Genomic DNA, 18,644 nt, shown 5'->3' on the forward strand with positions numbered 1-18,644 from the left:
GTCGTCTTGTCGCACAAGGTCATGCACATCTGCCTCTCAAGCGGCTGGGGTGGTCTGGAAATGTATCCCTCGCGGATTATACCCGAGCTGGAGCATCAGGGCTGGGAGGTCCATGGAATGGCGCTGGCCGGCTCGCGGGTGGCCGATAGCCTGCGGGCCGCGGGCGTAACGCCGCTGACGGTGGCGTCACGCGGCCAGGCGCTGCTGGCGACGGTGCGCATCCTGTCGTATCTGCGTCGCCACCATATTCAGGTGCTGCACTGCCACAAGTCTTCCGACCTGCGGCTGGCCGCGCTGCTCAAGTCGCTGCGCCCCGGCCTGCGGCTGTTCTTCACCGAGCACATGGGCGTTACCCGCCCCAAGAAGGGACTCTACCACCGATGGGCCTACGGTAAACTGAGCCGTCTTTTCTCGATCAGCGAGGCAACCCGCGCGCGCAACCTCAAGGCGTTTGCCTTGCCACCCGAGCGTATCCAGCGGCTCTATCTGGGGATCGATCCGGCCCCCTACGCCGCTGGCGACGATAGCCAGGCGCTGCGTGGCGAGCTTGGTACCCCACAGGGCGCGCTGCTCATCGGCTTGCCTGGACGGCTGACGCCGGGCAAGGGCCAGGACCTCTGGTTGGAGGCCCTGGCGCGGCTGGCCGAGCGGGCGCCGGCGCTGCCTTGGCACGCAGCTATGATTGGCGGCCTGACGGCCAGCGAAGGCAGCGACGAGGCCTATGTCGCTGAGCTCGAGGCCAAGGTCACGGCACTGGGGCTCAACGAGCGGGTCAGCTTTGCAGGCTTCCGCAGCGATCTGCCGCGTCTGCTGGGTACGCTGGATATCGTCTGCATTCCCTCGACCAATGAGGCCTTCGGTCTGACGGTGATCGAAGCCATGGCCGCCGGTCGGCCGGTGATCGGTGCCGACAGCGGGGCAATTCCTGAGTTGCTCGACAGCGAGGTTGGGCGTCTGGCCGCGCCCGACGATCCTGACGCCTGGGCGCGCCAGCTCGAGGCCCTGGCCAGCGACCCCGGGCTGCGCCAACGCTTGGGCAAGGCCGCTGCCGAGCGGGTGCTGCGTGATTTTACGCTGAGCGCTCACGTGGCGGCTCTGTGCACCGCCTACACAATCAGCATGGAGTCGGCATGAAAGCTTGGGTGGAAAAAGGCGGCTATCTCAATCATACCGGTCGGCGCTGGCTGTCGCGCCTGCACGTCGACAACATCAAGCGCATCGTGGTGATTCGCCAGTGCGCCTTCGGTGACATGATGGCGACCCGGCCTTTCCTGGTTGAGCTGCGGCGATTCTTCCCCGGAGCGCATATCACCCTGAGCACCGTCAGCCGCTACCAGTACGCGCTGCCGCATGACCTGGTCGATGCCGTGCATGTACTCGACACCGAACAGCGCTCTCTGAAAGGGCGCTGGGCGCAGCTCAAGGCTCTGGGCGAGCCGGACGTGCTGTTCGATCTCGCCGATACTGCTCGCTCGCGACTGTTGACCCTGCTGACGCCGGCGCGGGTCAAGCTCGGTTTTCCCTATCGGCGAAGCTTCAACCGCCTGCTGTTTGACATCGGTATTCTGCGTTCGGACTTTCATTACGAGGCGGAGGTGCTGCTCGACTTCCTTAAGATCATGGGCCACAAGCCACAGTATCCGCTGGAATTCGCCATGCCTCGCCATCGGCGTGAGACGGCGCACCCGCGTATCGTCTACTTTCCGTTCGCCGCGATGGCTGAAAAGTCGCTATCGCCTGAGTCGTGGTGCGGGGTGATCGAGCAGGCGGCACAGCGCTTGCCGCAGTTCGAGCATGTATTGCTGGAGGGCCACAAGGACGAGGAGGGCAGTGAGTTTCTGGATCAGGTGTTGGTTCAGCATGACAATGTAAGTGTGCAACCACGCCTAAGCCTCGACGCGTTGGGGCCTTACATGGCGGCATCCAGCGTGCTGGTGTCGGGGGATACCGGAGTGCGTAACTTGGCCCTGGCGACTCATACGCCGACGCTGGGGATCTTCTTCATGACGGTGCCGTTTCGCTACTGGCCGCGCTACGAAGATTGCCATGAGGCAGTGTTTCACCGCGATGGCCAAGTCCCGGGTCGGATGGATATCGTTGACGGTCTCGAGGCCCTGTTGAATCGGCTCTACCCGGCGCGAGGCGTCACTGCTGGCCAAGCCTGATAGCCGCGGCGAATCACCGCCATTGCACCGGGTGGAGCGTCGAACTTGGCCAGCGAACGGGCCAGGCGGTCGAGATTGGCGGCCTGCCAGGCGCCTGGCCGCCGCAGCCGGCAGCGGTCGAGGTCGATCAACCACACGCGGTCCTCAGCATCCACTAGCAGGTTGCGGGCGTTGAGGTCGACATGGTCGAGACCGGCAGCATGGAAACGCGCAACGGTGGTGCCAACCCGTTCGAGCAGCTCAGGGTCGGCATCGATCAGCCGCTCGGCCAGCGCTCGGCTGCCGGCCAGCCGCTGAGTGATCAGTGCCGCCTGGTAGCTCAGGCCAGAGCGCCACACGCAGGCCGCCACCGGCGGGGGCACTGGCAGGCTGCGAGCATGGAGCTCGGCGGTCAAGCGCAGCTCGCGGAAGGCGCGGGTCCGCTCCAGGCCGGTCCACAGGTAGCGAGCGCGGTTGATGCGGCCGATCAGGCCACCGCGGCGGTAGTGGCGCAACACCCACTGCTGTGTACCGGCCTGCACGAACAGGCTGGTGCCGCGCCCGGGGGCCTCGCCCACCACGGCCCCTTGGCGGTGCCAGTAGGTGGTCGAGAACAGCGTTGGGTCGATTTGTGAGGCGGGCAAGGCGTCACATACACTGTGCGCATCATATAGAATGAATGTTTTCGCCGCCTGGAACCTTGCCAACTGCATGAAGCGTCCTCTACCCGCCCAGCCTCGCCACATTGGCATCCTGCGCCTGTCCGCGCTGGGCGATGTGTGTAATCTGGTGCCCACCGTGCGTGCCTTGCAGCGCCAATGGCCCGATGCGCGCATCACCTGGATCATCGGCAAGGGTGAACATAGTCTACTGGCGGGCCTGTCCGGGGTCGAGTTCGTGGTCTACGACAAGGCCTCCGGCGTGGCCGGCATGCGCGCGCTATGGCGCGAACTCACCGATACGCGCTTCGACGTGTTGTTGCACATGCAGCAGGCGCTGCGCGCCAGCCTGCTTGGGCTGGGGCTCAAGGCCGGGGTACGAGTGGGCTACGACAAGGCTCGCGCCAAGGACGCTCAGCACTGGTTCACCCACCGTCAGTTGCCACCACATCCGCGTGCCCACGTTGTCGACTCGTTCATGGACTTCGCGCGGCTGCTTGGGGTCGAGGATACCCGCCTCGAGTGGCAGCTCAGCGTCCCCGATGCCGCCTACGAGGAGGCGCGCCAGCTCAGCGCCGGGCGCCGCTACCTGATGGTCAGCCCCTGCAGCAGTGTGCGGGTGCGCAACTTCCGCAACTGGTCGGCAGAGGGCTTTGCCGCGGTGATCGAACATGCCTGGCAGCAGTACGGGCTAGTCACGCTGCTCACCGGCAGCGGCACTGCCAAGGAGCGCGAGATGTGCGAGCGAATCACCGCCCTGGTGCCGGACCGCGAGGCGCTGGTCGACGGCGTTGGCCAGCTATCGCTCAAGGGCTTGCTGGCGCTGATCGACGAGGCCCAGGCGGTGATCGCACCCGACTCCGGCCCGGTGCACATGGCCAATGCCCTCGGCACTCCGGTGATTGGCCTTTACGCCACCTCCAACCTGCAGCGTACCGGCCCCTATGACTGGCGCCACCTGGCGGTGGACCGCTACCCCCAGGCGGTGGCGCGCTTTCTGCACAAGGACATCGAGGCGCTCGGTTGGGGCGAGCGGGTGCGTCACCCGGATGCCATGTCCCTGATTGCTGCCGACGACGTCATCGAGCGTTTGGATACTCTACTCACGGAGCCACGTGATGAAACTTGATCTCACCGCCCTGGAACAGGCCCGCGTGCTGGTGGTGGGCGATGCCATGCTCGACCGCTACTGGCATGGCGGCACCTCGCGGATCTCCCCCGAGGCGCCGGTGCCGGTGGTGCGCGTCGAGGAGGCCGACGACCGCCCGGGCGGTGCCGCCAACGTGGCGCTCAATATCGCCTCATTGGGTGGCCATGCCGGCCTCGCCGGTCTGGTCGGCGACGATGCCAACGCCGATCTGCTCAGTACCCGCCTGGAAGATGCCGGAGTGAGCACTCACTTCCAGCGCAGTGCAGAGATTCCCACGATCACCAAGCTACGGGTGATGAGCCGCAATCAGCAGTTGATCCGTCTCGACTTCGAGCAGGGGCTCGGTGATGTCGATACTAGCGCGCTCACCGAGCGCGTCGCGGCGGCACTGGACGACGTCGACCTGGTGATCCTGTCCGACTACGGCAAGGGTACGCTCAACCGCATCGAGGAGCTGATCGCACTGGTGCGTGGCGCCGGCAAGCGAGTGCTGGTCGATCCCAAGGGCAGCGATTTTCGCCGTTATCACGGCGCCAGCGTGATCACCCCCAATCTTACCGAGTTCGAGGCGGTGGTAGGCCCTTGCCGCAGCGATGACGAGCTGGCTGCCAAAGGTGAGGCGCTGCGCGCCGAGCTGGAACTGGAAGCGCTGCTGATCACCCGCAGTGAGAAGGGCATGACGCTGATTCGCGGTGATCACGCCCCCCTGCACCTGCCGACCCGGGCGCGTGAAGTGTTCGATGTCACCGGCGCCGGCGATACCGTGATTGGGGTGCTCGGCCTGGCCCTGGCTGCCGATCACGGCTTCGCCGAGGCCATGACCCTGGCTAATCTCGCCGCTGGCCTGGTGGTGGCCAAGCCGGGCACCGCCACGCTTTCGATCGCCGAGCTATATACCGCTGTGCATGGCGACAAGCTGGCCGAGTTCGGCGTGATCGGCGAGGTGCCGCTGATCGAGGCAGTGCGCGCGGCCCAGGCCCGCGGCGAGCGCGTAGTGATGACCAATGGCTGTTTCGATATCCTACACGCCGGGCACGTCGCCTACCTGGAGCATGCCCGCCAGCTCGGAGATCGCTTGATCGTGGCAGTCAACGACGACGCGTCCATCGGCCGCCTCAAGGGGCCCAAGCGTCCGATCAACCCGCTGGCGCGACGCATGCAAGTGCTGTCCGGGCTCGGCGCGGTGGATTGGGTGGTCCCCTTCGGTGAGGACACCCCGCAGCGGCTGATCGAGGCGGTGCTGCCGGATATTCTGGTCAAGGGCGGCGACTACCGGCCCGAGGAGATCGCCGGTGGTCAGGCGGTGCGTGACGCTGGCGGCGAGGTGCGGGTGCTGGGCTTCGAGGACGGGGTCTCGACTACCGCGATGATTTCCACCATCCTCGACCGCGAGCGCTGATGGCGGCTGGCAAGCCCTGGGCGCGGGGACTCTATTCCGCGGCGCTGGCCCTGCTGGCGCCGCTGATCTGGCGTCGGGTCTGGCGCGAGCAGCGCCCCGGGCGTCCGCGCCGCGAGCGGCTGGGGCTGATGGCGCCGCCGCCGCGCCCCAGTCTATGGCTGCACTGTGCGTCGCTGGGCGAGATACAGGCTGCTCGGCCGCTGATCGAGGCGCTGCTCGACGACTATCCTGCTCACCACCTCACGGTCACCACCATGACCGCCACCGGCGCCGAGCGCGTCGAGGCAATGATCGCCGCGCGCCGCGAGGCCAGTCTAGCGACGCGACTGCATCATCGTTTCCTGCCGTTGGATTTCCCCGGCGCGGCGCGGCGCTTCGTGGCGCGGTTGTCACCGGCGCTGGCGATCGTCTTCGAAACCGAGCTATGGCCCAACCTGCTGGTTGCTTGCCGCCGCCGCGGGATCCCCTTGGCGGTGGTCAACGGCCGACTCTCGCCGCAGGCCTTTGCACGCTATCGTCGGATTCGCCCGCTGATGCAGGACGCGCTGTGCGGCATCGACTGGCTGGCGGCCAAGTCCGCACAGGATCTCGCCCGCTTCCGGGCGCTGGGCATGGATGCCGCGCGCAGCCAGGCGGTGGGTTCGCTGAAGTTCGATATCAGCGTGGCGCCCGAGCTGCGAAGCGAGGCCGAAACGCTGCGCGTCACGCTGGGTGATCGTCCGGTATGGATTGCCGGTTCCACCCATCCCGGCGAGGATCAGCAGTTGCTCGAGGCCCATGCGCTGTTACGCCGCTCCCACCGCAACGCGCTGCTGGTGCTGGTGCCGCGCCACCCTCAGCGTTTCGATGCGGTCGCAGCGCTGTGCGAGGCGCATGGCATGCCGGCGCCTCGCCGCTCGCTTGGACAGCTGCCGCCACGTGACGCGGCGGTCTACCTGGGCGATACCCTTGGCGAACTCACGCTTCTCTACGGCGCTGCTGATCTGGCCTTCGTCGGCGGCAGCCTGGTGCCGGTGGGCGGCCACAACCTGCTCGAACCGGCGGCAATGGGCACTCCGGTGCTCAGCGGCGAGCAGCTGGCCAACTTCCAGGATGTCGCCGCCGTGCTTGATGACGCCGATGCGCTGGTACGTGTCGCCGACGCCGCTGGGCTGGCTAGCACACTCGCCGCCCTGTTTGACGATGAAGCCGAGCGATTGCGACTGGGCGAGGCTGGCCAGCGGGTGGTGGCGGCCAACCGCGGCGCTCTGGCGAGTACCCGGGAAGGCTTGGCGCGATTGCTACCAGCTGAGTGAGTACTCGCTTACTCGGTGGGTGTCAGGCGCTCAACGCCGCTGGTATCGCCGAGAAACAGCACGTCGGCCCCGCGGGCGGCAAATAGGCCGTTGGTCACTACGCCGACGATGGCGTTCAAGCGCGCTTCCATGGCCACCGGGTCATCGATCATGAAGTCGAAGCAGTCGATGATCTGGTTGCCGTTGTCGGTCACCACCCCCTGGCGATAGACCGGATCGGCGCCCAGTTTGACCAGTTCTCGGGCTACATAGGAGCGCGCCATGGGGATCACCTCCACCGGCAGCGGAAAGGCGCCGAGGCGTGCCACCCGCTTGGAAGCGTCGGCGATGCAGATGAAAAGCTCGCTGCAGGCGGCGACGATCTTCTCGCGGGTCAGGGCCGCTCCGCCGCCTTTGATCATGTGTAAGTGAGCATTTACTTCGTCTGCACCATCGATGTAGAAAGGCACGCTTCCTACTTCGTTGAGCTCGAACACCGCGATGTCGTGTCTCCGCAGACGCTCGGCGCTGGCTTCGGAGCTGGCCACTGCCCCCTTGAAGCTGTCGCGCAGCTCGGCCAGTCGGTCGATGAAGCAGTTGGCCGTGGAGCCGGTGCCGATGCCGAGTACGGTGTCGCGGTAAAGATACGGGCGGACTTCATCGATGGCCGCGGCGGCCACGGCGTCCTTGAGTTCGTCTTGGGTCATGGGCGTATTCGTCGCAACTGGTGGATGAAAGCGCCATCAGTATACGTGAGCCGCTCGCCGCTGTGGATGACGCGCTGGACGCCGGGGCCGCGGGAATGCTACCAATAGGGGTTTTCTCCGCCGTTTGCGGTTTGCGCTCCCGCGCTGCGTCATTCCCATCAGGACATCAGGATGCTCGAAGCTACCGTCAAGAAGATTCTCCAGGCCCGGGTCTACGATGCCGCCCGGGAAACGCCGATCTCCCAGGCCCCTTTCCTCTCCCGCCGCTTCAATAATCAGATCCTGATCAAGCGCGAGGACCTGCAGCCGGTCTACTCGTTCAAGATTCGCGGCGCCTTCAACAAGATGTCCCAGCTCAGCGAGGCGCAGAAAGCCAAGGGCGTGATCGCCGCCTCGGCGGGCAACCACGCCCAGGGACTGGCGATGGCCGCCAAGCTGATGGGCGTCAAGGCGGTGATCGTGATGCCGCGCATCACGCCCGACATCAAGGTTCAGGCGGTGCGTGCCCGCGGCGCCAAGGTAATCCTCAAGGGGGACGCCTTCTCCGCCGCCGCCGAGCATGCCCGCGAGCTGGTGGCCGAGCACGGTTATACTTACATTCCGCCGTTCGACGATATCGACGTGATCGCCGGTCAGGGCACCATCGGCGTGGAGATCCTGCGTCAGCACAGCGGCCGCCTCGATGCGGTGTTCATACCGGTTGGCGGCGGCGGTCTGATCGCCGGCGTGGCGGCCTACCTCAAGTACCTGCGCCCCGATATCAAGGTGATCGGCGTCGAGGCCGAGGATAGCGCCTGTCTCAAGGCGGCGCTGGACGCCGGCAAGCGGGTCACCCTGGACCAGGTAGGGGTGTTCGCCGAAGGCGTGGCGGTGGCACAGATCGGCGAGATGCCGTTCAAGATCATGCGCGATCTGGTCGATGACGTCATCACCGTCAACACCGATGAGATGTGTGCCGCGGTCAAGGATATCTTCGATGACACCCGAGCGGTCTCGGAGACCTCCGGCGCGCTGTCGTTGGCGGGTCTCAAGAAGTACGTCCAGCAGACCGGAGTCGAGGGTCAGACCCTGCTGTGCATCAACTCCGGGGCCAATACCAACTTCGACCGCCTGCAGCATATCGCCGAGCGTACCGAGCTCGGTGAGCAGCGCGAGGCGATCCTGGCGGTGACCATCCCCGAGCAGCCCGGCAGCTTCAAGAAGTTCTGCAAGACCATCGGCAAGCGCATGGTCACCGAGTTCAACTACCGCTATGCCGATCCGGCGCATGCTCACATCTTCGTCGGCGTGCAGGTCAAGCCCGGCGGCGAGGATCGCCAGGCGGTGATCGAGCGGTTGCGCGATGCCGACTATCCGGTGGAAGACCTTACCGACAACGAACTGGCCAAGTTGCACATTCGCCACCTCGGCGGCGGCCGACCCAAGGAGCATTTCGAGGAAGAGGTCTACCGCTTCGAGTTTCCCGAACGCCCCGGGGCGTTGATGAACTTCCTCACCCATCTGCCCCACGATTGGAACATTTCACTGTTTCACTATCGTAACCACGGTGCCGCCTACGGTCGGGTGCTGGTGGGGATGCAGATCCCCAACGGCGATCGCAGCCATGTAGAGGAGCATTTCGACGAAATCGGCTATCGCTACTGGAAAGAAACCGATAACCCGGCCTACCGCTTATTCATGGCCTAATGGATCGCACCGGGTGGTAGTGAGCGCAAACTAACTCCCTGATGGCGATATGGCAGGGGGTTGATGCTCAAATCGTGGGATCGAGAGAGTTGTTTTTGTTGTCCTTGAGGCCTATAGTCAGCCTGTCGTCAAGGGCGACATTAACGTTTCCGAATGTAACAATTTCACGGAGCTCTCCATGAAGCGCAAGCCCGATCTGGTCATGGCATTGGCGCTGCTGTTTGTCATTGGTGTCGTGGCGACCGGCTACGCTCAGGCACTTGCCGGTAGCTGAGCAGATATCCCTGGCACGGCAGTGCCATGACCAGAGAACGACCGAGCCGATGCGGGACGACCCGCATCGGCTTTTTCGTGGAAATCGCGGGCTCAGGCCGGACGCGGCGGGCGTATCACGGCGCTATCGCTGACAATGGCATCCAGCGGGATGTCCCAGCCGGCACTGGGCAGCGCCGCGACCTGCTGGCAGGTATGAGCCACGCCGAGCAGCCGCGGTCGCGGCCCCTGGCGACGGGTAAAGGCAAAGCTGCGGTCGTAGAAGCCGCCGCCCATGCCCATACGTTGGCCGTGGGCGTCGAAGCCCACCAGCGGCAGCAGTACCAGGTCCAGCGCCCAGGGCGGCAGGCGTCGAGCACGATGAGCGGCATGGCGGGTGCTGGGTTCGGAGATGCCGAAGCGGTTGCGTACCATGGGCGTGGCGGCGTGATAGTGGACGAACCACAGCCGGTTGTCGGCCAGTGGCATCAGTACTGGCAGATAGGCCTTGGCGCCACGCTGGCGTAGCCAGTCGAGCAGCGGTGTAGGATCGATTTCGCCGTCGTTGGGCAGGTAGAGGGCAACACGGCGGGCGCGCTGTACTTCGGGTAGCCGGCGCAGCTGGCGGCACAGGCGGCGAGAGGCGTCGCGCTGCTGGCTGGCGCTCAGGGCGCGTCGGCGTTGGCGCAGCTCACGACGCAGCTGGCGGCGCTGCTCGGCAAGTGTCGGGGCGGTGTTGGTCACAGAGCGGAAACCGCGTAGTCGGATGTAGAGAGTTCCCCGGAGTGCCGCTGTCGTTCTGGCCCTTGAACCCATTGGTTCAAGGTGGGTGGCCGCAGACAGACCGTCAGGCTTTCCGTCGCACGGACATGCACACGGGTCTGTCTAGCAATTGGCCCCCTGGGTACTGCGCATAGGCTCGAGGGACTATAACGACTGGCGCACACCCCAGAGAACGTCTTCATCCTAACAGAGGCGGTGGGTGCGCCAAAGCGATGGTGTGAATTATCGCGGCGGCCTAGCGCGGCGTGAGGTCGGTCAGGGCCCGTTCGAGGCGCTCGCCGAGACGCGCCAGCGCGGCCTCGCTGTCCTTGCGCTCGTCGAGGGCCTGCAGCAGCTCGTGGGTGATATTGAGTGCCGCCATGATAGCGATCTTCTCGGCGCCGAGCACCTTGCCGCGGGCATGGATGCCGTGCATGGCCCGATCCAGGTAGCGGGCGGAACGATTGAGCTGCTCCTGCTCTTCCGGCGGGCAGGCGATGACGTAGCCGCGCCCCAGCAGCGTGATCTCAGTGGTCGGCCGGCTTTCATCGGTCATGGTGCGCTCCCGGGTAAGGGATGAGGGTGGGCCAAGAATGGGGCAGATGCGTTAGGCTATGACTATTCGATCATCATAAGAGAGCCGCTTGCAGACGGTCAACGCGCCGCAGCGTCTCGCCCTTCTCCTCCGGATGCCTAGTCATGTCATTGATCAATCAACAGCTCAGCTTTTCTGACGTCGCCGACGCCTTCCTGATACACGGCAGCCTGCAGTCGCCGGCGTTTCTGGATGGTCGCTTGGCCGCAGGTCTGGCCCTTCACGACCTGGCCGCCGAGGCCTGGCTCAACGAACTCTGCGATGCGCTCGGCGTCGACCAGCCGCGCGACCCCGAGAGCGCCGAGGTACTGCTGGCCTGGCGGTGCCAGAGCCTCGAGGCGCTGGCCGGCGAGGCACTCAACTACGAGCCGCTGCTGCCCGACGAGATGTTCTCGCTGGCCGAGCGCGCCCGTGGCCTGCAGGAGTGGACACTGGGTTTTCTCGAGGTCCTCAACGACGTGGATCCTGAGCGTCGCCAGGGCTGGTCGGCGCCGCTGCGCGAAGCGTTGGACGACCTCGAAGGCCTGGCTGCCATCGATACCGAGCTCGAAGAGAGCAGTGACAACGAGAACGACTTGTTCGCTCTTACCGAGCACGTACGCATGGCGGCGATGCTGCTGTATACCGAGCAGCATCCCGGTCAGCCCCAGGTCGAACAGGTCGAGGAGCCTCACTGAATGGCGTCACAAGTAATCCCACCAACCTGCCCTGCCCTGCCACGGCCGGCGCCGATCAGCTTGGCCGAATATCGCCGCCGTCGCCAGACCCTGATGGCGTCACTGGCGCCCAATAGCGCCGTGCTACTGCCATCGGCGGCACTGGTGACCCGCTCGCGGGATAGCGAGTTCGCCTTTCGCCAGAACAGCGACTTCCACTATCTGACGGGGTTTCCTGAACCAGATGCCCTGCTGCTGCTGCTGCCGGGGCGAGAGGCCGGGGAATGTGTGCTGTTTTGTCAGGACAAGGACGCCACCCTGGAAGCCTGGACCGGCATTCGTTTGGGTGCCGAAGGCGCCGAGAGCGAGTTTGGCATCGACCAGGCGTTCGAGAACGCCGAGCGCGAGGCGCGACTGGCCGAACTGCTGGACGGGCGCGAGACGCTTTATCTGCCCCTCGATGATGGCGAGGCCATGGCCCTGGCCGAAGCAGTGCGCGGCGAGCTGCAGGGGCGCCGGCGGCAGGGGGCCGTGGCGCCTGGGGGCTTTCGTGATCTGACCTCGCTGGTGCACGAACAGCGCCTGATCAAGAGCGAGGCCGAGCTTGCGCTACTGCGCCATGCTGGGGAGATTTCGGCGCGGGCTCACGTGCGTGCGATGCGCTCAGCGGCTTCGGGGCTATATGAGTACCAGCTGCAGGCGGAGCTGGAGCACGAGTTCGTATGGCACGGCGCCAGTGGCCCTGCCTATGCCAGCATCGTTGGCGGCGGGGCCAATGCCTGCGTGCTGCACTACATCAGCAACCGCGATGCGCTGCGCGACGGTGAGCTGGTGCTGATCGACGCCGGTGCCGAGTTCGACCTGTATGCCGGCGATATCACCCGGACCTTTCCGGTCAATGGCCGCTTCAGCGAGCCTCAGCGGGCGCTCTACGAGGTGGTGCTGGCGGCCCAGGAGCGTGCCGTCGCTATGGTGGAGCCGGGAGTGACACTCAAGGCGATCCATGATGGCGTGGTACGTGACCTGACCGAGGGGTTACTGGCGCTAGGTCTGCTCGAAGGAGCGCTGGAGGCCAATATCGACAGTGCGTCCTATCGTCGGTTCTACCTGCACTCCACCTCGCACTGGCTGGGCCTGGATGTTCACGACGTTGGCGACTATCGCCGCGACGGTGAGCCGCGGCCACTGGCCCCGGGCATGGTGCTGACCGTCGAGCCCGGGCTCTACGTTCCCGACGCCGACGATATCCCGGTCGAGTTCCGCGGTATTGGCATCCGCATCGAGGACGATGTCGCGGTGACTGAGCATGGCCACGAGGTGCTTACCGCTGGCGTGCCCAAGCAGGTGGCGGATATTGAAGCCCTGATGATCAATTCGTGATCAGCTGAGAGCATGGCGAAAACTGGGTTACGTAAATTACGTAATATTGGCGAGGTGCGCTACGCATGACACAAAACGTCTCACGGGTGGATATCGCCATCGTTGGCGGCGGGCTGGTGGGGGCCAGCCTGGCGGCGGCTTTGGCGCCGCTGATCGAGGGCCGGGGACTCAAGGTAGCGGTGATCGAGCCGAGTCCCTTGCCCACGAGTATAGACGCCGCTCAGCAGGTGCAACCCAGTTTCGATGCGCGCGCCAGCGCCATCGCCCAGGGCTCGTGCCAGCACTTCGCACGGCTTGGACTATGGCCGCAGCTGGCCGAGCAGGCCGAGCCGATTCGTACCATTCATGTCAGTGAGCGAGGGCGGCTGGGCGTGACCCGACTCAGCGCCACTGAGCTGGGGGTGTCAGCACTGGGGCATGTGATACCCAATGCCTGGCTGGGGCAGGTGCTGCACCAGCGGTTGGCTGGGTTGAGGCTCGATTGGCACTGCCCGGCGCGGGTCGAGAGTATCGAAGCGCACCCGGGCGGGCATCGTCTAGCGCTGTCGGATGGCGAGACGCTCGAAGCTGAGCTGACGGTGTTGGCCGACGGCGGTCGCTCGGGGCTCAAGGAGCAGCTGGGGATCGCCAGCCAGGCGACGCCTTATGACCAGGTAGCGCTGATCGCCAACCTGGAAGTCAGTCGGCCGCACAACGGTATGGCCTACGAGCGCTTCACGGCGGATGGCCCGCTGGCGCTATTGCCACTCCCCGGGCAGCGGATGGAATTGATCTGGACGCACCGTGCCGGCAGCGAAGCGCAGACACTGGCGCTTGGCGACGGCGATTTTCTGGCGCGGCTACAATGGGCCTTCGGTGACCGCGCCGGCCGTTTCCGGCGCGTCGGCACGCGCCACTGCTACCCGCTTTCGCTGGTCACTGCCAAGGAGCCGACTCGCCCGGGGTTAGTGGTGCTGGGCAACGCCGCTCATGCGCTGCATCCGGTAGCCGGCCAGGGCTTCAATCTGGCACTGCGCGGGGTCATGGATCTGGTCGCGGCGCTGGAGGCGGCTCAGCAGCGCGGTGCGGGGCTGGGCAGTGCCGAAACCCTGGCCGACCTCGAACGCCGCCGCGGCGCTGATCGCCACAACGTGATTCGCTTCAGCGATGGCCTGATCCGACTGTTCGGCATCGACAACGGTTGGCTCTCCCACGCTCGCGCGGCGGGGCTGGTGGGCCTCAACCTGGTGGGACCACTGCGCCGCACCCTGGCGCGGCGAGCGATGGGACTGGAGCGCTAACGGCGCGGCGCCCCGGTGGATTTCCCGCCGGGGCGCCGCGCCAGAGCGTGCTGCGTTCAGACGTTGGACTTGGCGTCCTCGCTCTTGCTGGCCACTGCCTCATCGGCGCTAGGCTGCTGGCGGCCGGGTTTTCCGGGCAGAATGGCGTCCAGCACCAGGGCGGCTACTGCCGCCGGCACCAGGCCCGACTTGAGCAGCAGTCCAGCTTGCCCGGGCATGGTCTCGGAGATCGCTTCCACCGCCGGTAGGCCGATGCCCAGACTGAGTGCCACGGCGATAATCAGCATGGCGCGCTGGTCGAGTTCGCACTCCTGGATGATCTTGAGTCCCGCCGAGGCGATCATGCCGAACATCACGACCCCGGCACCGCCCAGTACGGCGTGGGGCATGGCCGCCACCAGGCCGCCGAGCTTGGGGAACAGGCCCATGCAGATCAGCAGGATACCGCCGATGGTCACCACGTGGCGGCTGACGACCCCGGTCAGCGTGATCAGGCCGACGTTCTGGGCGTAGGCGGTGTTGGGCAGGGTGTTGAACAGCGCGGCGAAGGAGGTGGCCACGCCGTCGGCCATGACGCCACCGGAGAGCTCGCGATCCTTGGCCTGGCGGCCGGCGCCGCCGATGGTGATGGCGGAGATATTGCCAATGGTCTCCAGCCCCACCACGAACATGATCAGGGTCATGCCGATGATGGCAGTCAGCTGGAATTCCAGGCCGTACTGGAGGGGCTTAGGAATGGAGAACCAGGCGGCGTCGCCGACGCTGGCGAAGTCCACCATGCCGAGCAGGATCGCCAGGATATAGCCGCTGGCCAGGCCCACCAGAATGGAGGCCGCCTTGAGGAAGCCGCGGCCGAACTGGTGTACGCCGATGGTGACCACCAGCACGAAGAAGGCCAGGCCCAGGTTGGTGGGGGAAGCAAAGTTGTCGCTGCCGACGCCGCCGGCGGCGTAGTTGAGGCCCACCGGCATCAGCGTAATGCCGATCAACAGCACCACGATGCCGGTCACCACCGGCGAGAACCAGTGGCGGATCTTCTTGAGGAAGGCCCCTAGGCCCACCTGCAGGAGTCCGGCCACCAGCGAGGCACCAAGCACGGCGGGCAAGCCGAAGGTGCCAGCCAGGGGCAGGGCCACCGGCAGGAAGCCGAAGCTGGTGCCCTGGACGATGGGCAGGCGGGCGCCGATGGGTCCCATGCCAATGGTCTGGACCAGGGTGGCGATACCGGCCACGAAGAGAGCAACCTGTATCAGGAAGATCTGTTCGCCGGTGGTGGCACCGATCACGCCGGCGATGATGATGGGCGGCGTCACGTTGCCGGCGAACATCGCCATGATGTGCTGAATACCTAGGGGAATTGCCTTGCCGAGCGGCGGCATGGCCTCGGGATCCTGATTGATGGTGCGCGAGGGCCGCTGGCCCTGTTCGGGGTTACTCATGGGATAGCCTCTACTGTGCATTATTTTTGTATACCGCAGATGGGGTGACATTGAGCACATCACACCCGGTTATTGTGTACACAAAATAGACGTCTATGAAAAACATTTCCACCCATTTTGTGTGTTGCGCAGCGCTGACTCGAGTGCGCTGCGCCGGCGTGAGATACTCGTCGACATCACTCAGGAGTTGAGGAGACGCCCATGCAGGCGCATGTGATCATCGTCGGTGGCGGCATGGTGGGGGCCAGCCTGGCGGCGCTACTGGGTCAGGCCGGGCTGACGGTGACGGTCGTCGACGGGCGTCCCGCGCCGCTGACGCAGCCCTATGTGCCGAGCGATACGCCCTCGCCGCGCGTCAGCGCCCTGACACCCGTGTCACAGCGCCTGCTGGAAGGACTTGAGGTATGGCCGCGGCTGGCGAGGATCACACCCTACGCCGGTATGCAGGTGTGGGATGGCGAGGGCAGCGGCGAGATTCGCTTCAGCGCCGATCAGGCCGGCGTGCCGCAGTTGGGCCATATCGTCGAGAACGAGGTGGTGTTGGCGGCCCTCGAAGCGCGTCTGGCCGAATTGCCCAGCGTCACCCAGCGCTACGCGGCCCGGGCCGTTGGCCTGGTTCATGGCGTCTCGGGTAGCCGCCTGACGCTCGAGGGTGGCGAGACGCTCGAGGCGCCGCTGGTGGTGGCCGCTGATGGTGCGCGCTCGCCGCTGCGAGGGATGGCCGGTATCGAGACCCGCGAGGCGGACACCGGCCAGCACGCGCTGGTCACCACGGTGCGGGTCGAACGCAGCCACGCCGGGGTCGCACGCCAGGTGTTCTTGCCTAGCGGCCCGCTGGCCTTTCTGCCTTTGACCCTCGAGGGTGAGCCCCACTACTGCTCGATCGTCTGGTCGACGTCGCCGGATGAGGCCGAGCGGCTGGCCGGTCTGTCTCGCCCTGCACTGTCGCTGGCGCTGCATGAGGCCTTCGAGGGACGACTGGGGGATGTCGAGGTCATCGATGATGCCATCGCTATCCCGCTGGTGCAGCGTCATGCCCGCGACTACGTGCTGCCTGGTCTGGCGCTGATCGGCGACGCCGCGCACAGCATTCACCCACTGGCCGGCCAGGGCGTCAATCTGGGCCTGATGGACGCCGCAGTCCTCGCCGAGGAGCTGACCGAGGCGCAGCGGCGCGGCGCGGCACTCGGTGACCCGCGCATCCTGTCGCGCTATGCGCGACGGCGGCGTGGCGACAACGCCGCCATGCTGGCGCTGATGGATGGCTTTCGGCTGCTGTTCGGCACACGCCACCCGGCGCTGACCCTGGCCCGCAACGTCGGCCTTTCAGGCGTCCACCGGCTGACCCCGCTCAAGCGGCTGATGATGCGCCAGGCCATCGGCGAACGTGGCCGCCTGCCGTTGGCATGTCGCTGAATCACGTGCTCGCTACGCCGGGACCTGAGCGGCCGAGGTCCAGACCTGTGTCATGGCATCGAGCTGGCGTGACAGGCGCGCGTTGAGTGCCTTCAGGGTCATGGCATCGTCGCTGACGAACTCCACGAACATCATGTTGAGGCTGTTGAACAGCAGGTCGCCCAGCGCGTCGGTATCCATCTGCGCATCGATCTCTCCTTGAGCCTGCCCGCTGGCGAGCAGCGCCTGGACCTGGGCGCGCAGGCGCTCATCGAGCTGATGATAGAGCACCCCGTTAGGCGTCAGTGGCGCCTCGATGGATAGCGCCATGGCCGCTCGCCACATCTCCTTGCTGAGGTAGTTGAGCGAGTGATTGTAGTAGTGGCTGATCAATGCCTGCAGGGCCTCGCGCATTCCCGCCGGGGGGGTGGCCAGCAGCGTCTCACCGGCGGCGAGCACCTCTTCCACCTCCATGGCGACGATGGCGATCAGGATATCGCCCTTGGTGGTGTAGTAGTTGTAGACCGTACCTACCGATACCTCGGCGATCTCGGCGATGTCCTCGATACGCACATGGCGGTAGCCGCTGCTGCGAAACAGCTGCGTGGACGCCGCAAGGATCCGGCGTTTGCGGTCGGCTTTCTGGCGTGTGCGAAGTCCCGTCACTCACCTTCTCCCGGGTGATGAATAGCGTTTAAAAATATTATTGACGTTAAACTTGAACCTGTTCAATATTTTTTTGAGCCGACCGCCCGTTGTCGGTGCTGCCCACTCCCCGGGAGACAACAAGATGAACAAGATCCGTTTGACACAGGCCGCTGGCCTGCCCGCCTGTGCTCTGCTCGGTCTGGCGGCACTCCCCGCCCAGGCTCAGGCCCAGGATACGCTCAATGCCCTGGTGTGGTGCGATCACACCGATGCCGCGCTGATCGAACCCTTCGAAGAGGCCCATGGCGTCACCGTCAACCTGCGCGAGTATGAGGGCACCGGTGCCGCCTTCGCCATGCTCGAGCAGTCACGCCCCGGCGACTGGGACGTGCTGGTCATCGATACCATCGATGTGCCGCGCGCCGTCGAGGCGGGCCTGCTGGCCGCATTGCCGGATGATGAACTGCCCACCGACGACTTCTTCCCCGAGGTGGTGATGGCCTCCAGTAATAGCGTCGACGGCACGACCTATGCGGTGACCGAGAAGTTCGGCTATAACACCATCTCCTACAATGCCGACCGGGTCGATCCTGCCGACCTCGATGATCTGCTGGCGATCTGGTCCGGCGAGAGCGGTGCACGCCTCGCGATCTACGACTACTACCTGCCGGTGATCGGCCTGGTCGCGGTGGGACTGGGGCTGGACACCTCGGATCTCACCGCCGACGACCTGCCGGCGATTCGTGACGAGCTGTTCAAGATGAAGGCGGCGTCGCGGTCGGTAGGCGAGGTGGTGGCGAGCCAGACCGCGCTGGCTACCGGTGAGGCGGACATCATCGTCGGCGGCGGTGAATGGCTGACCGCGGTACTGGCCGAGGAGCAGCCCGAGCTGACCTGGACGATTCCCGAGCAGGGCGCGGTGCGCTGGTCGCAGTCCATCGCCGTGCTCGAGGAGAGCCAGAACCAGGATCTGGCAGTGGAGTTCGTCAAGTACGTCGTCAGCGCGGAAGGCCAGGCGGCGCTGGCGACCTCGTCGTGCTTCTGGGGCATGCCCGCCAACCAGCGTGCCGGTGAGCTGCTCAGCGATGAGCAGAGGGCGGTGCTGCGCTGGGACGAGCAGGACGACTACCTGTCGCGCAGCCAGCTCTATCCGGCACCGGGTGCGCAGCTCGACGGCCAGATGCAGGATCTGTGGCTCGAGATGCTGCAGCACTGATC

Annotated in this window: 17 protein-coding genes and 1 other RNA gene; 11 read left to right on the forward strand and 7 right to left on the reverse strand. The window is 65.6% G+C overall.

The window, feature by feature from the left end:
• Positions 1-6: 6 nt before the first annotated feature.
• Together BLT16_RS08170 and BLT16_RS08175 are read left to right on the forward strand one after the other, a co-directional pair.
• Positions 7-1,134 (forward strand): glycosyltransferase family 4 protein, encoded by a 1,128-nt coding sequence (locus BLT16_RS08170; RefSeq protein WP_245701530.1) that lies wholly within the window; start codon positions 7-9, stop codon positions 1,132-1,134.
• Positions 1,131-2,165 (forward strand): glycosyltransferase family 9 protein, encoded by a 1,035-nt coding sequence (locus BLT16_RS08175; protein WP_089658034.1) that lies wholly within the window; start codon positions 1,131-1,133, stop codon positions 2,163-2,165. The genes BLT16_RS08170 and BLT16_RS08175 overlap by 4 nt, the downstream gene beginning before the upstream one ends.
• Here BLT16_RS08175 and BLT16_RS08180 read toward each other — a convergent pair.
• On the reverse strand, positions 2,129-2,857 hold the full coding sequence (locus BLT16_RS08180) for a 3-deoxy-D-manno-octulosonic acid kinase (protein WP_089658035.1): 729 nt from the start codon (positions 2,855-2,857) through the stop codon (positions 2,129-2,131). The two genes, BLT16_RS08175 and BLT16_RS08180, sit on opposite strands and share 37 nt — an antisense overlap.
• Here BLT16_RS08180 and BLT16_RS08185 point away from each other — a divergent pair.
• Genes BLT16_RS08185 through waaA form a run of 3 tightly spaced genes read left to right on the forward strand, consistent with a single transcriptional unit; the run spans position 2,856 to position 6,647 of the window.
• Positions 2,856-3,932 carry a glycosyltransferase family 9 protein gene (locus BLT16_RS08185; protein WP_089658036.1) on the forward strand — a complete coding sequence of 359 codons (1,077 nt, stop codon included), beginning with the start codon at positions 2,856-2,858 and terminating at the stop codon, positions 3,930-3,932. The genes BLT16_RS08180 and BLT16_RS08185 overlap by 2 nt on opposite strands.
• A complete protein-coding gene (hldE, locus tag BLT16_RS08190) occupies positions 3,922-5,352 on the forward strand; it encodes a bifunctional D-glycero-beta-D-manno-heptose-7-phosphate kinase/D-glycero-beta-D-manno-heptose 1-phosphate adenylyltransferase HldE (protein WP_089658037.1) in 1,431 nt (476 codons plus the stop codon). Before BLT16_RS08185 ends, hldE begins: the two co-directional genes overlap by 11 nt.
• Complete coding sequence (gene waaA, locus BLT16_RS08195; RefSeq protein ID WP_089658038.1) at positions 5,352-6,647, forward strand: lipid IV(A) 3-deoxy-D-manno-octulosonic acid transferase; 1,296 nt, start codon at positions 5,352-5,354, stop codon at positions 6,645-6,647. Before hldE ends, waaA begins: the two co-directional genes overlap by 1 nt.
• Positions 6,648-6,655: 8 nt before the next feature.
• On the opposite strand, the gene rpiA is transcribed toward waaA, so the two are convergent.
• Positions 6,656-7,333 carry a ribose-5-phosphate isomerase RpiA gene (gene rpiA, locus BLT16_RS08200; protein WP_089658039.1) on the reverse strand — a complete coding sequence of 226 codons (678 nt, stop codon included), beginning with the start codon at positions 7,331-7,333 and terminating at the stop codon, positions 6,656-6,658.
• A gap of 165 nt (positions 7,334-7,498) precedes the next feature.
• On the opposite strand from rpiA, the gene ilvA reads away from it, so the two are divergent.
• A complete protein-coding gene (gene ilvA / locus BLT16_RS08205; protein WP_281243299.1) occupies positions 7,499-9,019 on the forward strand; it encodes a threonine ammonia-lyase, biosynthetic in 1,521 nt (506 codons plus the stop codon).
• A 366-nt stretch (positions 9,020-9,385) separates the two neighbouring features.
• On the opposite strand, the gene BLT16_RS08210 is transcribed toward ilvA, so the two are convergent.
• The 3 genes from BLT16_RS08210 to BLT16_RS08220 form a co-directional block, all read right to left on the reverse strand.
• Positions 9,386-10,015: a 5-formyltetrahydrofolate cyclo-ligase gene (locus BLT16_RS08210; RefSeq protein ID WP_089658041.1), complete on the reverse strand. Its 630-nt coding sequence runs from the start codon at positions 10,013-10,015 to the stop codon at positions 9,386-9,388.
• Positions 10,016-10,044: 29 nt separating this feature from the next.
• Positions 10,045-10,229, reverse strand: a non-coding RNA gene (gene ssrS / locus BLT16_RS08215) — 6S RNA.
• 60 nt (positions 10,230-10,289) lie between these two features.
• Positions 10,290-10,589 carry a cell division protein ZapA gene (locus BLT16_RS08220; protein ID WP_089658042.1) on the reverse strand — a complete coding sequence of 100 codons (300 nt, stop codon included), beginning with the start codon at positions 10,587-10,589 and terminating at the stop codon, positions 10,290-10,292.
• A 143-nt stretch (positions 10,590-10,732) separates the two neighbouring features.
• Between BLT16_RS08220 and BLT16_RS08225 the strand changes: the two genes are divergently transcribed.
• From BLT16_RS08225 to ubiH, 3 genes are all read left to right on the forward strand, one after another.
• Complete coding sequence (locus tag BLT16_RS08225) at positions 10,733-11,305, forward strand: UPF0149 family protein (RefSeq protein WP_089658043.1); 573 nt, start codon at positions 10,733-10,735, stop codon at positions 11,303-11,305.
• The gene (gene pepP / locus BLT16_RS08230) at positions 11,306-12,664 is read left to right on the forward strand and encodes a Xaa-Pro aminopeptidase (RefSeq protein ID WP_089658044.1); all 1,359 of its coding nucleotides are present in this window, start codon (positions 11,306-11,308) and stop codon (positions 12,662-12,664) included.
• Positions 12,665-12,729: 65 nt separating this feature from the next.
• A complete protein-coding gene (ubiH, locus tag BLT16_RS08235) occupies positions 12,730-13,944 on the forward strand; it encodes a 2-octaprenyl-6-methoxyphenyl hydroxylase (protein ID WP_089658045.1) in 1,215 nt (404 codons plus the stop codon).
• A 56-nt stretch (positions 13,945-14,000) separates the two neighbouring features.
• On the opposite strand, the gene BLT16_RS08240 is transcribed toward ubiH, so the two are convergent.
• Positions 14,001-15,383 (reverse strand): uracil-xanthine permease family protein, encoded by a 1,383-nt coding sequence (locus tag BLT16_RS08240; protein ID WP_089658046.1) that lies wholly within the window; start codon positions 15,381-15,383, stop codon positions 14,001-14,003.
• Positions 15,384-15,584: 201 nt separating this feature from the next.
• Between BLT16_RS08240 and BLT16_RS08245 the strand changes: the two genes are divergently transcribed.
• The gene (locus BLT16_RS08245) at positions 15,585-16,799 is read left to right on the forward strand and encodes a UbiH/UbiF/VisC/COQ6 family ubiquinone biosynthesis hydroxylase (RefSeq protein WP_089658047.1); all 1,215 of its coding nucleotides are present in this window, start codon (positions 15,585-15,587) and stop codon (positions 16,797-16,799) included.
• A gap of 12 nt (positions 16,800-16,811) precedes the next feature.
• Here BLT16_RS08245 and BLT16_RS08250 read toward each other — a convergent pair whose 3' ends face one another.
• On the reverse strand, positions 16,812-17,444 hold the full coding sequence (locus tag BLT16_RS08250; RefSeq protein WP_089658048.1) for a TetR/AcrR family transcriptional regulator: 633 nt from the start codon (positions 17,442-17,444) through the stop codon (positions 16,812-16,814).
• Positions 17,445-17,568: 124 nt separating this feature from the next.
• On the opposite strand from BLT16_RS08250, the gene BLT16_RS08255 reads away from it, so the two are divergent.
• Positions 17,569-18,642: an extracellular solute-binding protein gene (locus tag BLT16_RS08255; protein ID WP_089658049.1), complete on the forward strand. Its 1,074-nt coding sequence runs from the start codon at positions 17,569-17,571 to the stop codon at positions 18,640-18,642.
• Positions 18,643-18,644: the final 2 nt, after the last annotated feature.

The organism is Franzmannia pantelleriensis (assembly GCF_900102875.1).
Lineage (GTDB): Bacteria > Pseudomonadota > Gammaproteobacteria > Pseudomonadales > Halomonadaceae > Franzmannia > Franzmannia pantelleriensis.

What these genes read in the sequence shown, in the direction of transcription:
- BLT16_RS08240 (WP_089658046.1), bottom strand. Translation starts at nt 15,383, where the DNA reads ATGAGTAACCCCGAACAGGGCCAGCGGCCCTCGCGCACCATCAATCAG.
- hldE (WP_089658037.1), top strand. Translation starts at nt 3,922, where the DNA reads ATGAAACTTGATCTCACCGCCCTGGAACAGGCCCGCGTGCTGGTGGTG.
- BLT16_RS08220 (WP_089658042.1), bottom strand. Translation starts at nt 10,589, where the DNA reads ATGACCGATGAAAGCCGGCCGACCACTGAGATCACGCTGCTGGGGCGC.
- BLT16_RS08245 (WP_089658047.1), top strand. Translation starts at nt 15,585, where the DNA reads ATGCAGGCGCATGTGATCATCGTCGGTGGCGGCATGGTGGGGGCCAGC.
- BLT16_RS08255 (WP_089658049.1), top strand. Translation starts at nt 17,569, where the DNA reads ATGAACAAGATCCGTTTGACACAGGCCGCTGGCCTGCCCGCCTGTGCT.
- BLT16_RS08185 (WP_089658036.1), top strand. Translation starts at nt 2,856, where the DNA reads ATGAAGCGTCCTCTACCCGCCCAGCCTCGCCACATTGGCATCCTGCGC.
- waaA (WP_089658038.1), top strand. Translation starts at nt 5,352, where the DNA reads ATGGCGGCTGGCAAGCCCTGGGCGCGGGGACTCTATTCCGCGGCGCTG.
- BLT16_RS08180 (WP_089658035.1), bottom strand. Translation starts at nt 2,857, where the DNA reads ATGCAGTTGGCAAGGTTCCAGGCGGCGAAAACATTCATTCTATATGAT.
- BLT16_RS08225 (WP_089658043.1), top strand. Translation starts at nt 10,733, where the DNA reads ATGTCATTGATCAATCAACAGCTCAGCTTTTCTGACGTCGCCGACGCC.
- pepP (WP_089658044.1), top strand. Translation starts at nt 11,306, where the DNA reads ATGGCGTCACAAGTAATCCCACCAACCTGCCCTGCCCTGCCACGGCCG.
- rpiA (WP_089658039.1), bottom strand. Translation starts at nt 7,333, where the DNA reads ATGACCCAAGACGAACTCAAGGACGCCGTGGCCGCCGCGGCCATCGAT.
- ubiH (WP_089658045.1), top strand. Translation starts at nt 12,730, where the DNA reads ATGACACAAAACGTCTCACGGGTGGATATCGCCATCGTTGGCGGCGGG.
- BLT16_RS08175 (WP_089658034.1), top strand. Translation starts at nt 1,131, where the DNA reads ATGAAAGCTTGGGTGGAAAAAGGCGGCTATCTCAATCATACCGGTCGG.